We start from the raw sequence: 13744 nt of genomic DNA, 5'->3' as shown, positions 1-13744 counted from the left end.
CCCGTTATCCCCGGGGTTTAAAGTCGCTTAAACCTCATCAGACCCTGAACTGTCTGGCGATACTTTCGAGGTTTTTAGCTAGTCCAGCCAGTTCCGTGCTGGCTGAGGCGAGTCGGTCTGAATTCTGAGAGGTTTCATCCGTGCGGGCATATATCTCATCCACAAAACCAACGATTTGCCGTGCAACTGCCTGCTGATCGTCCGTCGAGCTGGCAATCTGGCCATTCATGGCACTAATTCGGCTAATGGTGTCGGCAATGACCACCAGGCTGTCACCGGCCTTGTTGGCCTCGGTCACGCTACCTTCAGCCTGCGACGTGCCGCTGGACATCACCGAAACAGCCTGATGAGCAGCGGTTTGTAAACGTTCGATAGTTTGTTGAATTTGTTCTGTTGATTGTTGGGTTCTGGAGGCCAGGGTACGCACTTCATCGGCCACAACCGCAAAGCCGCGGCCCTGCTCACCGGCCCGCGCCGCCTCGATGGCCGCATTAAGTGCCAGTAAGTTTGTTTGTTCAGCAATGCCTTTAATAACATCGAGCACCACGCCTACCTGATTAGAGTCATTTTCGAGCTTTCTGATCACTTCGGCCGTTTCTTCCACATTCTGGGCTAAGGCCTGAATATTAGTGACCGTACTGTTTACCACCTGCTGACCGTTATTAGACGCAGATGAAGCTTCATCTGCCGCTCTGGCAGCTTCTGCAGCACTCTCGGCCACGGCAATCACCGAGTGATTCATGTTATCAACAGCCTGCTTGGCATGGACGGCCGCCCCCTGTTGCTGACTAATATTCTGATTGGTCGTGTCGGTGAGCTGATTCAGGTTCTGAGCAAGATCAGACAGGGGCAGGGTGGTATCAACAATGTCTTTAACCACGCGTTGGAGTTTTTCCATAAAGCGGTTGAAGTATTTAACCAAATCGCCCACTTCATCCTGCGCGTTAGTCTGAATACGAATGGTCAGATCGCCGTCTTCCTCAGCAATGTCGCGCAAGGATTTAACCACCCGGGTTAAATTGCCGGTAATGGTTTTAGTAACCGGGATAGCCGTACCAAATAACACCAGCGTGGTTAACACACCCATTAAAAGCCCCAGCCAAAACAGGAAATCCTGGGCGTTGTTGTATTGTTCAAAGGCTTTTTCAAAAGTTTGCTGCCGGCTACTTTTAAATCCGTTGAGCTGATTTATCGCCTCACCGTAGCGGCTATTCATGGTTTCAAGCTGGCCACCAAGGGTGGCAAAGTCGGCAGTATTGTCCAGGATTGAACTGGTCAGCGATAATGCCATTTCACTGTAGGCATTAAAGGTATTAAGAATCGTATTTATATTGCCGGATAATTCCGGTGCAATCCGGCTTATGGAGGTTAGGTCGGCTCTCACCACGTCGGCTTTCTGTCTGGCTGTGTCTACCGCATCAATGTCACCGGTAGTCACCGAAGAGGCCAGAATGTCACGGACTTTTTCCATATTGGTTAACGCTGAGGTACTTAATTGCAGAGCGGGAAAATCAACGTTTTGGGCGGTCTCAAGCTCAGTGGCATTTTGTGCAGAAACAACACTGTTGATAATCACAAAAATAGCAAAACTGAGGGTACCAATAATCGGGATAAGGAGAATTTTTTGCCCGACAGTCAGCCGCAAAAGTAAGTTCATCAACGCTATAGCTCCAGAGAATTAAATACAACAAGACAGCCAAAATCGCCGCATCTATACAATGAAAAGTAGTCGACATCCCCTTATTTGCAAGTAAACAACACGGCGTTTATATTGAAAACAGCACGGCGTTTATATTGAAAACAGCGTCTTATATGATCTTGCTCAAAGAGGTCATGATTGTGAGCAAAAACACAACAAAGGAGACATTATGCGTTGGTTAATTTGTCTAGTAGGGCTGCTTTGCCATTCAGCATTAGCCACAGAGAAAGAAGCTGTTGATAATGTAATCAGTAACTTACACAAGTTTGCTGCACAGGCAAACTATGCCAGTTATTTTGCGCAGTATGACGAGGAAGCCATATTTATTGGCACCGATGCGTCTGAAACCTGGACACTGGAAGAATTTAAGAACTATGCAAAACCGGTTTTTGATCGAGGTTCTGGCTGGACGTATAAATCCAGGGAGCGTCACATTTACTTTTCGCCCAACAAGGATGTCGCGTGGTTTGATGAGCTGCTCGATAACGCCTCACTGGGTCTGACCCGGGGTACCGGGGTACTGATTAAAACTGAAGGTGGCTGGAAGTTTACGCAGTATCACCTGACTATTCCTATTCCCAACGAACTGGCAAAAACGCTTACCAGCCAGATAAAAACCTTTAGTGCAGGCAATAAAAAGCCCGTTGAATAACGGGCCTGGTTGACCAGCTCAGTTGGAAATGGGCTGAATCGAAAGTTCTACCCGGCGATTTTGCTGGCGGTTCTCCGCTGAGGTGTTTGCCACTTTTGGTTCGTATTCACCTAACCCCACAGTGGTAATACGCTGGCTGTTAACATTAAACGAAACCAGCAAATTTTTAACCGCATTGGCCCGTCGTTCAGATAGCGTCTGGTTGTAATCTTCAGCCCCGGTATCGTCGGTATGACCTTTGATCATCAGTACGGTTTTTTCGTATTCGTTTAACACCAGCGCGACATCCTGCAGCACCGGATTAAAATTAGGACTAATCGCGGCAGAATTAGTAGCAAACGTAATATCACCAGGCATAATCAGATGCAGCGTATCGCCTTCGCGAACCACATCAACACCGGTATCCGCAAGCTCTTCGCGCAGGGCTTCTTCCTGCTTGTCCATGTAGTTACCAATAGCGCCCCCGGCGATTGCGCCAACCACAGCGCCCCAGGCGTAACGGCTTTTGTCGTGGTCACCGGTCGCTTTACCTAAAATGGCACCAGCCACAGCACCAATAGCGGCACCTCGCTGGGTATTATTGCTATTGGCACAACCTGTCAGGCCAATGGCGGCGGAAACGGCGCATACTAATAACAGCTTTTTCATATTATCCTCGAATAATCTACAAATACTATTTCATTATCATTGGAGCAAAACCTATTCCAACCATAATCCCGGATACATGAATAGAAGGTGAACATACCATTGTATAAGGCTTGTAGCGGTGTTTAACCAGACAAACAGAGCAAGGAATTAGCAAGGGCTGTTTGGGGTATTTGCAATGTTTACACAGTAAAGTGTTTCTCAATTGCAACAGCGCTACGCCATGATCGATTCTTTGAAAAAGCGATTAATGTCGATGTTGTATTCTGCTGGCGTGACCGCCCTGAGAATTTTTAACTGGGTATCTTTACTTAGATCTACGTCCCTGGGGGGGATGTAATGGCCGCCGCTGATAGAGTAAAAGGTTTTAACCAGAGGCCGAAGAGGTTGCTGCTCGTTCTGATGCATCACCATTGCTACCCGCTGATTGGATAGTTCCACCAAAGAGCCCATGGGATAGATACCCATGCACTTTATAAACTGCCGAAGCAACGTGGCATCGAGTTTGGTTTCGCTGTCTTTCATCAGAATTTGTAAAGCCTTCTGACTGGGCATACCGGCTTTGTAACAGCGATCAGCGGTAAGCGCATCATACATGTCTGTAATTGCGAGGATCCGGCCATTATAGGAGATCTCATCGTCTTTAAGCTGATAGGGATAACCTAATCCATCCAGTCGCTCGTGGTGTTCGCTAACCACTTTGATGAGTGCACTGTCGATCTTCATCGCCGCCAGAAAATCAACGCCATGCTGCACATGTTGTTTCATCACGTTCATTTCGTTATCGGTTAGTCGACCGGGCTTATGCAAAATCTCGTCGGGTATTTTTATCTTACCCAAGTCGTGTAACAGCCCGGTGTAGGCTGTTGCTTCTATTTCTGGTTGGGACATGCCAAGGAAACGCGCAAAGTGCGCAGACAGGATGCCCACGTTTAACGAATGCTCCAGAAGATAAGTATCTTTTTCTCTGATGCGAGACAGCAACAGCAGTGCATCGGGGTTTCTGTCCAGCGAACTTACCAGCGCCCGGGCAAATTCTGCCGGGACAAAATCGTCAAAAGGGGTGCCGGCATGAACAGCATCATAGAGGCTTTTTTGTAGCGTAATTCCTTGCTGGTACAGGTTTTCGGCCTTTACCAGTTCGGCTTCAAGGCTGACTTGTGGCCCTGAGGTCTCGGTTTGACTCTCGGTTTGCTCAGTCTGGGTGGTCGCAGAAACCAGATCAGTATCGATTACCAGTTTTTTAACCCCTTTGCGTTTTAACTCATCGATGATTGCCTGACTGCTTACCCGACCACGGCTTTTTATCTGCACAGTACCGGCTTTTTGGTCAACTATTTGCAGGACATACATGCCCACTGCTAATTGTTCAATTCCAATCGTTAACGATGCCATAGGTTCCTTGCCTATTTAAGGATGTCGATTAAAAGACTAATTCATGCAACAGCACATCAAGGGAAGGTTGCCAGCCAAATTCCGTTAAGTTAACCCTGTTATTGCTAACTCTGACATGCTCATTTTCCAACAAAGCTTGTTGTCTTATGGCTTGCGGTGTGCCCGCCTTGAAGGCTATCTGACCACTGCTAAGTAACACCCTGTGCCAGGGTAAGGTAAGGGAATCAGGCAAATTGCGCAAACAATAGCCTACGTATCGCGCCCGCCCGGGCAACCCGGCCAAATCAGCAATTTTACCGTAAGCCGCTACCTTGCCGGGCGGAATCAGCCTCACTGTGTGCCAAATCCGTTCAGCTGGGGTAAGCTTGTCAGTCTCTGATAAAGATTCAACGTGTTTAATCATGCGCCAGCAATGCTCAACCTGTCACTATCCTGTTAAAACCTGTATCTGTCACGCCGTACAGCCGGTGTCCAATCTCACCGAAGTCATTGTGTTGCAGCATCCAAAAGAATCGCTCCATGCTAAAAACACCGTCAGACTGTTGCAGCTGGCACTTACGAAAATCTCGACATACGTTGGTAAATCGGCTGATGATTTTTCTCCCTTACGGCATAAGCTTAGTACAGATCCCAAACCGACAGCAGTTTTTTATCCGTCACCAGACAGTTCGGCAATTTCTGCCGTCACCTCTCGCGATACAACCAGGATCACCAGGGTCATTTTTATAGATTCGAGCTGGAAACAAGCATTTGGTATCTGGCAGAACAATCCCTGGCTAAATCAATTTACTTTTTATCAGCTGCCAGCAGAAACCACCGGGCAATACCACATCAGACAGTCAAAACTGCAACACAGTCTGTCAACACTGGAAGCAGTAGCTTATGGTCTTTACTACGTTGAACAACTGGACCCAAAACCGTTAGTAGACTTACTCTGCGCATTCACCCAACGTTGGCAAACCTATATTCCTGTGCGATAAGCTAGCTTTTTACCTGCATTGGCATATAGCCGCGCTGATCAGCCACCATAGATAACCAGCGCTTGATGGCCGGATACCCGTCCAGTGAGATACCAGCTTCGTGAGCGACATGGGTGTAGGCGTACAATGAAATATCGGCCAGCGTCATTTGATTACCCACCAGATATAATGTTTGCAGTAGCTGGTGTTCCATAACTGCCAGTGCTTTATGTCCGGCTTCCTGCTTTTGTTGGTATTCCTGTTTACGGTCTGCGGGTAGACCAAGGTACACATTGATAAATCGGGCAACGGCGATAGCGGGTTCGTGACTGTATTGTTCAAAAAACTGCCATTGCAGCATTTTGGCCAGTTCAAATTCGGTATTGGGTATCAGCGAACTGCCCGCAGCAAGATAATTTAAGATGGCGTTGGACTCGCTCAGGCAGCGGCCATCGCTTAATTCCAGCAATGGAATTTTGCCAACAGGATTACGCGCTTTAAATGCCTCTGTCTGCGTTTCACCAGCAAGAATATCAATTTCTATCCATTCGCATTGTTTACCTAATAAACCCAACAACAGCTGAATTTTGTAGCAGTTTCCCGATCGACTATCACCGTACACTTTCATGTTAAGCAGCTCCTTATTGTAAAAACCAGGTCAGAAACAAACAACCGCAAGGCAGACCGGTTGATATGGCAAATACTTTCGTGTTGGCAGTAACATCCTTTGGCCAACAGTGATGCTGGCGAAGGTCTTCCAGCTGTTGATTTAGTCTGTTTAATTCCTGTGCCACCAGGGTGCTGTCCCCATCGCTTTTATTAACTATTAAGTCAGCAATTTCAGTTTCAGTACTAATGATGCTCCTTATACGATGTCTACGCATTAAGTGCAGCGTTTTAAATACTGGCAAAAACAGTACGCTAAACATAAAAACCATGACAACAAAAAGCATGAGTATATCGATTACAGGTATCTCTTTTCCTAACCAAAACAATGGCATAAGTAAGAACATAAAAGTAGAAAAAATCACATTGCTACAGCCCAAATCACAAATTGGTTTACACTCGCAAAAATGATGTTCTATATTTGGCAAGACCAAGCGTTTATACAGATAACGGGTAAACGATGCTGATTGCATGACAAACAAAAACAGAAAAAACCAGAAAGGCACCGCAATCGCATTGAGCAGAACAATGGCAATTTCCTGGTCCAGCGCGAGTAAATTTTCGATTGACAGATAACCAATGGTTATCGATATCGCCAGCGAAGCTGAGACTACGACATGTCTGACTAGCTTCATCTCCAATGCCCGCATGTGGTTTTCATACTGACTTAATTGATTTATCTGAACAAGGAAGTCTGCGATTAGCTGTCCTGAACGGCGATGCAAAATGCGTAGCGCTAACCACAAAAAGCCGATGACTAGTGGCATACCAAGCGCAGCATTAAAGTCACGCTGAGATCGTTCATCGACAATATTACGATAGTCCAGGGTACCGGCCATATAATTGGCCGCAAAACAACCTAAGACAAACAGCAACGGCAACAACCAGGTATGCAGCACTGTGTATTTGTTATTTTCCATCTGCTTTCTTTACAAAATAAGTATTACGTCGCAATGAATCTGCGACGCATTACATTACCTTAAGCAGCACACTGATGGTAGCAATTCTGTAGGCGTTTACTTATCGCTCCACACCGCAAATTCATTGCCACTGGGCTCGGTAAAATGAAAACGTCTGCCACCCGGAAATTCAAACACAGGTTTGATAATAGTACCGCCATTGCGTTCGATTTTTGTCTGTAACGATTCCAGTTCCGGAGTGTAAAAAACTAACAATGTTGCACCGGAGGCGGTAAGCGAGGCGTTATCTGATTCATAAAAGCCGCCAACGATACCTTTATCGTGAAATTCCACATAGGATGGGCCATAGTCAGTGAAGGTCCAGCCAAATACTTCGCTAAAGAACTGCTTGGTTGCCGTCAGGTTGCGACATGGCAATTCTGCATAATTGATGAGTGTTTCGTTGCTCATTCTTATTCTCCGGCAATCGACGCAAAGACTTCTGCGCCAGTCATACACACTGTTTGCTCAGCAAAATTGTAGTAGGTTGGTTTACTGTCGATAAATAACTGATGGGTCATTGCCATACTATTGATTTCAGCAAATAAACCAACGGGCACATAGTAGCTGTCAGCGCCTTTTAGTTTATAGAAGAGGTGAGTACCACATTGCTTACAAAAACCGCGCTCAGCCCATTCTGAGGACTCATACGTTGCTATTGTGTCACCGGAAAAGTCGGCCTTTTCTGATTCTATGGCGAGATAGGGGCTACCAGACCACTGTCGGCACGTTTCGCAATGGCATGCACCAATTTCCAATGATTTAGGGGTCAACTCAATATTAACGCTCTGGCACAGGCATTTTGCTTGCATTACAGGTTGGTCACTCATTTGATTAGTCCTTCCGACTGGTTAACGGGATTTGCTATTCAACACCGGTTTAGTGCAACAACTAACCTAACCGTATGACAACCTATGAATGTAGCTTTTAATATATCTATACAGAGCACTGTATATACATACAATGCTATTTGCAATATCTTTAATCAAACGCCTGTTGCAGGCATAAAAAAACCCAGGACAATGCCTGGGTTTTTAATAATGCTTTTTACGATTTACTTGCGCAGTTTCTGAATCAAGCGTAACTGGGCAATTGCTTCGGCTAACTCTAATGCAGCTTCGGCGTAATCAAAATCGGCACCTGGATTGGCGATGTGCTCTTCAGCACGTCGTTTAGCTTCTTCAGCAGCCTGTTCATCCAAGTCTTCTGCTCGTACGGCCGTGTCGGCCAGAACAGTTACACTGCCAGGTTGTACTTCAAGTACGCCACCAGCAACATAAATAACTTCTTCTGCACCGTGCTGTTTAACCAAACGCACCATGCCAGGCTTAATTGCAGTGATCAGAGGCGCGTGGCCAGGGTAAATACCCAGTTCACCTTCGCTACCTGTCACCTGCATAGTTTCAACGAGACCAGAAAAGATAGACTTCTCTGCGCTTACTACATCCAGATGAACTGTCATTGCCATAATAACCTCCTGATAGGTACGTAAAGCCTTTACTGAGCCGCTAACGATGTCGCTGGCGGCTAGTATTATAAAGACTTATTTCTTGGCTTTTTCCAGCGCTTCGTCGATTGAACCAACCATGTAGAAGGCTTGCTCTGGCAGGTGGTCAAACTCACCTTCCAGGATGCCTTTAAAGCCACTGATGGTATCTTTCAGAGAAACGTATTTACCTGGAGAACCAGTGAATACTTCTGCTACGAAGAAAGGCTGTGATAAGAAACGCTGAATTTTACGAGCGCGGGTTACCACCAGTTTATCTTCGTCAGACAGTTCGTCCATACCCAGAATCGCGATGATATCTTTCAGCTCTTTATAGCGCTGCAGTACAGTTTGAACGCCACGAGCAGTCTCGTAGTGTTCCTGACCGATCACCAGTGGATCCAGCTGACGTGAAGTTGAATCCAGTGGGTCTACCGCAGGGTAGATACCAAGAGACGCGATATCACGAGACAGTACTACCGTTGCATCCAAGTGAGCAAAGGTGGTAGCTGGAGACGGGTCAGTCAAGTCATCGGCTGGTACGTATACCGCCTGGATTGACGTGATTGAACCAGTCTTAGTAGAGGCGATACGTTCCTGCAGAACACCCATCTCTTCAGCCAGTGTAGGCTGATAACCTACTGCTGATGGCATACGACCTAACAGTGCAGATACCTCAGTACCGGCCAGGGTATAACGGTAGATGTTATCCACGAAGAACAGTACGTCACGACCTTCGTCACGGAATTTCTCTGCCATCGTCAGACCAGTCAGAGCAACACGTAAACGGTTACCTGGTGGTTCATTCATCTGACCGTAAACCAGCGATACTTTATCCAGTACGTTAGAATCGTTCATTTCGTGATAGAAGTCGTTACCCTCACGAGTACGCTCACCAACACCAGCGAATACTGAGTAACCGCTGTGCTCGATGGCGATGTTACGGATAAGCTCCATCATGTTTACAGTTTTACCTACACCGGCACCACCGAACAGACCAACTTTACCACCCTTAGCGAATGGGCAAACCAGGTCGATTACCTTGATACCAGTTTCAAGCAGTTCAACTGAGCTTGATTGTTCTTCGTAGCTAGGTGCTGCACGGTGAATAGACATACGCTCTTCTTCACCAATTGGACCTGCTTCGTCGATTGGGTTACCCAGAACGTCCATGATGCGGCCCAGAGTAGCAGTACCTACTGGTACCGAAATTGGTGCACCAGAGTTTTCAACCGCTAAACCACGACGCAGACCGTCAGTAGTACCCAGAGCGATACCACGAACGACACCGCCACCTAATTGTTGTTGCACTTCCAGGGTTAACCCAGACAAGTCACCTTCGGTAACTTTAAGCGCGTCATATACCTTTGGAACCGCATCTTGTGGAAACTCAATGTCCACAACGGCGCCAATGACTTGGACGACCTTACCTTGACTCATAATTTGTCCTCATTAACTTTTATAAACCTTTGCCTACACCGCTGCGGCGCCGCCAACAATCTCACTGATTTCTTGTGTGATTGCAGCCTGACGTGCTTTGTTGTACACCAATTGAAGTTCATCAATCAGGTTGCCTGCGTTATCGGTTGCGGCTTTCATTGCAACCATTCGAGCAGCTTGCTCTGACGCGGCATTTTCAACAACGCCCTGATATACCTGAGATTCAATATAACGAACCATTAAGGCTTCCAAAATTGGTTTTGGATCCGGCTCGTAAATATAATCCCAGCGATGCTTTAATGTTTCGTCTTCAGACTTTGGCAAAGGCAGTAATTGATTGCTCACAGGCTGTTGTGTCATCGTGTTAACGAAGTCGTTGTAAACCAGGAATACTTTATCCAGCTTGCCTTCGTCGAATGCTTTAAGCATTACACGAACAATACCCACAATATCGCTTACACTAGGTGCATCACCAATACCCGACTCAGCAGCAAGTACGTTGCCACCAAACCGACCAAAGAATGCACAGGCTTTAGAGCCCAGCGCTGCAAAATCCACTTCTACGTCTTTGGCTCGCCACGCTTTAACTTCGTTAGCGACCAATTTAAACTCGTTGGTGTTTAAGCCACCACACAAGCCACGATCGGTGGATATCACAATATAACCAACACGCTTGACTTCACGCTCTTCCAAGTAAGGGTGGCGATATTCAAGGTTACCGTTAGCAATGTGACCAATCACTTTAAGCATGCTTTGTGCGTATGGACGTCCATGGGACATACGTTCCTGCGCCTTTTTCATTTTAGACGCAGCCACCATTTCCATCGCACTGGTAATTTTTTGAGTATTTTTAATACTCCCAATCTTACCTTTTATCTCTTTACCGCTGGCCATGACTATCTCTCCGATTACTCAACGTTTTGCTGGTGGTTTTCACCACCAGCCATTGATTACCAAGTTTGTGTCGCTTTAAATTTAGTTAAAGCGTCATTCAACTGAGACTCAATGTCGTCGTTGTAGTTACCTGTTTCGTTGATAGTCTTCATCAGATCAGCTTGTTCGCTGTTCATGTATGAATGCAGGGCCGCTTCGAAATCCAGGATCTTGTTCAGTTCCACGTCTTTCAGATAGCCTTTTTCTACCGCAAACAGGGAAACACCAGTTTCCGCCACAGAAAGTGGAGTGTACTGTTTCTGTTTCATTAGTTCGGTAACACGCTCACCGTGTTCCAGCTGGGCACGTGTTGCTTCGTCAAGGTCAGAAGCAAACTGCGAGAACGCCGCCAGTTCACGATACTGAGCCAGTGCTAAACGGATACCACCGCCCAGCTTCTTAACGATTTTAGTCTGTGCAGCACCACCAACACGAGATACCGAGATACCAGCGTTAACCGCCGGACGGATACCTGCGTTGAACAGGTCAGTTTCAAGGAAGATCTGACCGTCAGTAATCGAGATTACGTTAGTTGGTACGAACGCAGATACGTCACCCGCTTGCGTTTCGATAATTGGCAGTGCAGTTAATGAACCAGTCTGGCCTTTAACTTCGCCGTTAGTGAAACGCTCAACATACTGCTCGTTAACACGTGCAGCACGCTCAAGTAAGCGTGAGTGAAGATAGAATACGTCACCCGGGTATGCTTCACGACCAGGAGGACGCTTCAGCAGCAGTGAGATTTGACGATAAGCAACAGCTTGCTTAGACAAATCATCGTATACGATAAGGGCGTCTTCACCGCGGTCGCGGAAGTATTCACCCATAGTACAACCAGAGTATGGTGCCAGGTATTGCAGGGCAGCAGACTCAGAAGCAGAAGCGGCAACAACAATGGTGTGCGCCAGTGCGCCGTGCTCTTCCAGCTTACGTACTACGTTTGCGATAGTAGAGGCTTTTTGACCAACCGCTACGTATACACATTTAACGCCAGTACCTTTCTGGTTGATGATGGCATCAATTGCCATCGCAGTTTTACCAGTCTGACGGTCACCGATGATAAGCTCACGCTGACCTCGACCGATTGGAATCATAGAGTCAACAGACTTATAACCAGTTTGTACTGGTTGATCAACTGACTGACGCTCGATTACACCCGGCGCGATTTTTTCAACCGGCTCAAAGCTTTCTGCTTCGATTGCACCTTTACCATCAATCGCTTCACCCAGGGTGTTAACAACACGACCTAACAGTGAACGACCAACCGGTACTTCAAGGATACGACCAGTAGACTGGACTTTTAGTCCTTCTTGCAGGTCCGCGTAAGGACCCATAACAACTGCACCAACTGAGTCTCGCTCAAGGTTTAGTGCAATCGCGTAACGACCACCAGGAAGCTCAATCATCTCACCTTGCATTACATCGGCCAGGCCGTGAATGCGGATGATACCGTCGGTTACTGCGACGATAGTACCTTCATTGCGTGCTTCACTGGTTACATCGAACTGTTCAATTCTTTTCTTGATCAGTTCTGCAATTTCAGTGGAATTAAGTTGCATTGCTCTTATCCCCGTTATGCTTGCAACGCGTCTGCGAGACGGTTCAATTTAGATTTCACGGAACCATCGATAACTGTATCGCCTGCTTTAATTACTAAGCCGGCTACCAGGGCAGGATCCACGTTACAAATAAGCTTCACTTTACGTGCCAAACGTTTTTCCAACGATGAGCTGAGTTCGGTTTGCTGTGCTTCAGTCAGCGCAGCAGCAGAAGTGACGTTTACTTCAACTTCTTTTTCGTAATCTGCTTTAAGTAAGTCAAATAAAGCAGAAATCTCAGGCAACACGGTTAAACGTTTATTCTCAGCCAGTACTTTTACCAAGTTCTGACCATGTTCATCGAGCGAATCGCCACAGACCTTAATGTACAGGTCAGCCAGCTTGTCCGCAGCCATCGCACCAGTCGACAGCTCATGAACGGTTTCATTTGCGGAAACCTGTGCGGCAAAAGCTAGCATTTCCTGCCATTTTGCAATGGCGTTATGCTCAACAGCAAAATCGAAAGCGGCTTTAGCATAGGGACGAGCTACGGTTGTCAATTCAGACATGGCTCATCTCCTATCTCAAAGCTCGGCGACAAGTTTTTCAACAATGTCGCTTTGCGCGCTGGCGTCGATTTCACGTTCAAGGATTTGCTGTGCGCCGGCAATAGCTAATGCTGCTACCTGCTTACGCAGTTCCTCTTTGGCACGATTGCGTTCAGCTTCAATTTCGGCATAACCTTGCGAGATAATTTTTTCACGCTCAGCATGGCCGCGCTGCGTTTCTTCATCAACAAGTTGAGTTCCACGCTTTTTAGCCTGCTCGATAATTTCAGCTGCTTGTGCTTTCGCTTCTTTCAATTGCTCAGAGACTTTAGCCTGAGCAAGCTCCAGGTCTTTCTCAGCGCGTTCAGAAGCCGCTAAGCCGTCGGCAATCTTCTTCTGACGCTCTTCAATCGCAGCCATTAATGGTGGCCATACATAGCTTTTGCAAAACCACACAAAAACGATGAATGCGATTAACTGACCAATTAGAGTGGCGTTAATATTCACAACCGCTCCTCCTCATAAATGTTCGCTAATAGACTTGAGTTAATAAAAATTAAGCACCAACAGCGAACAAGAGGTATAAAGCGATACCAACACCGATCATAGCGATCGCATCGATAAGGCCTGCTACAACAAACATCTTAACTTGCAGTTGAGGTGCCAGTTCAGGTTGGCGTGCAGCAGATTCAAGGAATTTACCACCCAGCAGACCAAAACCAATAGCAGTCCCAAGGGCACCCATACCGATCAGTAGTGCAACAGCGATGTATAACATGTACGTCTCCGATTTTATTTAAAGTTAAAGTTAAAAAGTAAAGTTA

At 46.6% G+C, this 13744-nt stretch carries 17 protein-coding genes; 2 read left to right on the top strand and 15 right to left on the bottom strand.

Features of this window, described 5'->3' with window-relative positions; all coding sequences use genetic code 11:
• Positions 1–37 precede the first annotated feature (37 nt).
• Positions 38–1657 (bottom strand): methyl-accepting chemotaxis protein, encoded by a 1620-nt coding sequence (locus BFC17_RS14850; protein ID WP_070177284.1) that lies wholly within the window; start codon positions 1655–1657, stop codon positions 38–40.
• 211 nt (positions 1658–1868) lie between these two features.
• Between BFC17_RS14850 and BFC17_RS14845 the strand changes: the two genes are divergently transcribed.
• Positions 1869–2351, top strand: a complete 483-nt coding sequence (locus tag BFC17_RS14845; RefSeq protein WP_070177283.1) for a nuclear transport factor 2 family protein — start codon at positions 1869–1871, stop codon at positions 2349–2351.
• A gap of 18 nt (positions 2352–2369) precedes the next feature.
• Here the strand turns inward: BFC17_RS14845 and BFC17_RS14840 are convergent, their stop codons facing one another.
• The 3 genes from BFC17_RS14840 to BFC17_RS14830 all read right to left on the bottom strand — a co-directional run bounded on the left by BFC17_RS14840 (position 2370) and on the right by BFC17_RS14830 (position 4794).
• Positions 2370–2999 (bottom strand): YiaD family glycine zipper/OmpA-like lipoprotein, encoded by a 630-nt coding sequence (locus BFC17_RS14840; RefSeq protein ID WP_070177282.1) that lies wholly within the window; start codon positions 2997–2999, stop codon positions 2370–2372.
• A 213-nt stretch (positions 3000–3212) separates the two neighbouring features.
• Complete coding sequence (locus BFC17_RS14835) at positions 3213–4391, bottom strand: cyclic di-GMP phosphodiesterase (protein ID WP_070177281.1); 1179 nt, start codon at positions 4389–4391, stop codon at positions 3213–3215.
• A gap of 28 nt (positions 4392–4419) precedes the next feature.
• Complete coding sequence (locus BFC17_RS14830) at positions 4420–4794, bottom strand: MGMT family protein (RefSeq protein WP_070177280.1); 375 nt, start codon at positions 4792–4794, stop codon at positions 4420–4422.
• Between BFC17_RS14830 and BFC17_RS14825 the strand changes: the two genes are divergently transcribed.
• Positions 4793–5371, top strand: a complete 579-nt coding sequence (locus tag BFC17_RS14825; RefSeq protein ID WP_070177279.1) for a tRNA-uridine aminocarboxypropyltransferase — start codon at positions 4793–4795, stop codon at positions 5369–5371. The genes BFC17_RS14830 and BFC17_RS14825 overlap by 2 nt on opposite strands.
• Before the next feature lies 1 nt (position 5372).
• On the opposite strand, the gene BFC17_RS14820 is transcribed toward BFC17_RS14825, so the two are convergent.
• From BFC17_RS14820 to atpE, 11 genes are all read right to left on the bottom strand, one after another.
• A complete protein-coding gene (locus BFC17_RS14820) occupies positions 5373–5978 on the bottom strand; it encodes a glutathione S-transferase family protein (protein WP_070177278.1) in 606 nt (201 codons plus the stop codon).
• A gap of 13 nt (positions 5979–5991) precedes the next feature.
• Complete coding sequence (locus tag BFC17_RS14815) at positions 5992–6936, bottom strand: hypothetical protein (protein WP_070177277.1); 945 nt, start codon at positions 6934–6936, stop codon at positions 5992–5994.
• A 96-nt stretch (positions 6937–7032) separates the two neighbouring features.
• The gene (locus BFC17_RS14810) at positions 7033–7386 is read right to left on the bottom strand and encodes a VOC family protein (RefSeq protein ID WP_070177276.1); all 354 of its coding nucleotides are present in this window, start codon (positions 7384–7386) and stop codon (positions 7033–7035) included.
• A 2-nt stretch (positions 7387–7388) separates the two neighbouring features.
• On the bottom strand, positions 7389–7805 hold the full coding sequence (locus BFC17_RS14805; protein WP_070177275.1) for a GFA family protein: 417 nt from the start codon (positions 7803–7805) through the stop codon (positions 7389–7391).
• A gap of 224 nt (positions 7806–8029) precedes the next feature.
• Positions 8030–8443, bottom strand: a complete 414-nt coding sequence (locus BFC17_RS14800; protein WP_070177274.1) for a F0F1 ATP synthase subunit epsilon — start codon at positions 8441–8443, stop codon at positions 8030–8032.
• A 75-nt stretch (positions 8444–8518) separates the two neighbouring features.
• Complete coding sequence (gene atpD, locus BFC17_RS14795; protein WP_070177273.1) at positions 8519–9901, bottom strand: F0F1 ATP synthase subunit beta; 1383 nt, start codon at positions 9899–9901, stop codon at positions 8519–8521.
• Positions 9902–9934: 33 nt separating this feature from the next.
• A complete protein-coding gene (gene atpG, locus BFC17_RS14790; protein ID WP_070177272.1) occupies positions 9935–10795 on the bottom strand; it encodes a F0F1 ATP synthase subunit gamma in 861 nt (286 codons plus the stop codon).
• 56 nt (positions 10796–10851) lie between these two features.
• Positions 10852–12393: a F0F1 ATP synthase subunit alpha gene (gene atpA / locus BFC17_RS14785; protein ID WP_070177271.1), complete on the bottom strand. Its 1542-nt coding sequence runs from the start codon at positions 12391–12393 to the stop codon at positions 10852–10854.
• A gap of 14 nt (positions 12394–12407) precedes the next feature.
• On the bottom strand, positions 12408–12941 hold the full coding sequence (atpH, locus tag BFC17_RS14780; protein ID WP_070177270.1) for a F0F1 ATP synthase subunit delta: 534 nt from the start codon (positions 12939–12941) through the stop codon (positions 12408–12410).
• Positions 12942–12956: 15 nt separating this feature from the next.
• Positions 12957–13427, bottom strand: a complete 471-nt coding sequence (gene atpF, locus BFC17_RS14775) for a F0F1 ATP synthase subunit B (RefSeq protein ID WP_070177269.1) — start codon at positions 13425–13427, stop codon at positions 12957–12959.
• 49 nt (positions 13428–13476) lie between these two features.
• Positions 13477–13698, bottom strand: a complete 222-nt coding sequence (gene atpE, locus BFC17_RS14770; RefSeq protein ID WP_070177268.1) for a F0F1 ATP synthase subunit C — start codon at positions 13696–13698, stop codon at positions 13477–13479.
• Positions 13699–13744: the final 46 nt, after the last annotated feature.

This window comes from Marisediminitalea lipolytica (assembly GCF_001758465.1).
GTDB lineage: Bacteria > Pseudomonadota > Gammaproteobacteria > Enterobacterales > Alteromonadaceae > Alteromonas > Alteromonas lipolytica.
The sequence above is the reverse complement of the archived record's forward strand: the minus strand, read 5'-3'. Positions and strand labels throughout refer to the sequence as shown.

Coding starts and splice junctions, on each gene's coding strand:
- BFC17_RS14805 (WP_070177275.1), bottom strand. CDS start 7,805: ATGAGTGACCAACCTGTAATGCAAGCAAAATGCCTGTGCCAGAGCGTT.
- BFC17_RS14835 (WP_070177281.1), bottom strand. CDS start 4,391: ATGGCATCGTTAACGATTGGAATTGAACAATTAGCAGTGGGCATGTAT.
- atpG (WP_070177272.1), bottom strand. CDS start 10,795: ATGGCCAGCGGTAAAGAGATAAAAGGTAAGATTGGGAGTATTAAAAAT.
- BFC17_RS14815 (WP_070177277.1), bottom strand. CDS start 6,936: ATGGAAAATAACAAATACACAGTGCTGCATACCTGGTTGTTGCCGTTG.
- BFC17_RS14840 (WP_070177282.1), bottom strand. CDS start 2,999: ATGAAAAAGCTGTTATTAGTATGCGCCGTTTCCGCCGCCATTGGCCTG.
- atpA (WP_070177271.1), bottom strand. CDS start 12,393: ATGCAACTTAATTCCACTGAAATTGCAGAACTGATCAAGAAAAGAATT.
- BFC17_RS14810 (WP_070177276.1), bottom strand. CDS start 7,386: ATGAGCAACGAAACACTCATCAATTATGCAGAATTGCCATGTCGCAAC.
- atpE (WP_070177268.1), bottom strand. CDS start 13,698: ATGTTATACATCGCTGTTGCACTACTGATCGGTATGGGTGCCCTTGGG.
- BFC17_RS14850 (WP_070177284.1), bottom strand. CDS start 1,657: ATGAACTTACTTTTGCGGCTGACTGTCGGGCAAAAAATTCTCCTTATC.
- atpD (WP_070177273.1), bottom strand. CDS start 9,901: ATGAGTCAAGGTAAGGTCGTCCAAGTCATTGGCGCCGTTGTGGACATT.
- atpH (WP_070177270.1), bottom strand. CDS start 12,941: ATGTCTGAATTGACAACCGTAGCTCGTCCCTATGCTAAAGCCGCTTTC.
- BFC17_RS14800 (WP_070177274.1), bottom strand. CDS start 8,443: ATGGCAATGACAGTTCATCTGGATGTAGTAAGCGCAGAGAAGTCTATC.
- BFC17_RS14845 (WP_070177283.1), top strand. CDS start 1,869: ATGCGTTGGTTAATTTGTCTAGTAGGGCTGCTTTGCCATTCAGCATTA.
- BFC17_RS14825 (WP_070177279.1), top strand. CDS start 4,793: ATGCGCCAGCAATGCTCAACCTGTCACTATCCTGTTAAAACCTGTATC.
- BFC17_RS14830 (WP_070177280.1), bottom strand. CDS start 4,794: ATGATTAAACACGTTGAATCTTTATCAGAGACTGACAAGCTTACCCCA.
- BFC17_RS14820 (WP_070177278.1), bottom strand. CDS start 5,978: ATGAAAGTGTACGGTGATAGTCGATCGGGAAACTGCTACAAAATTCAG.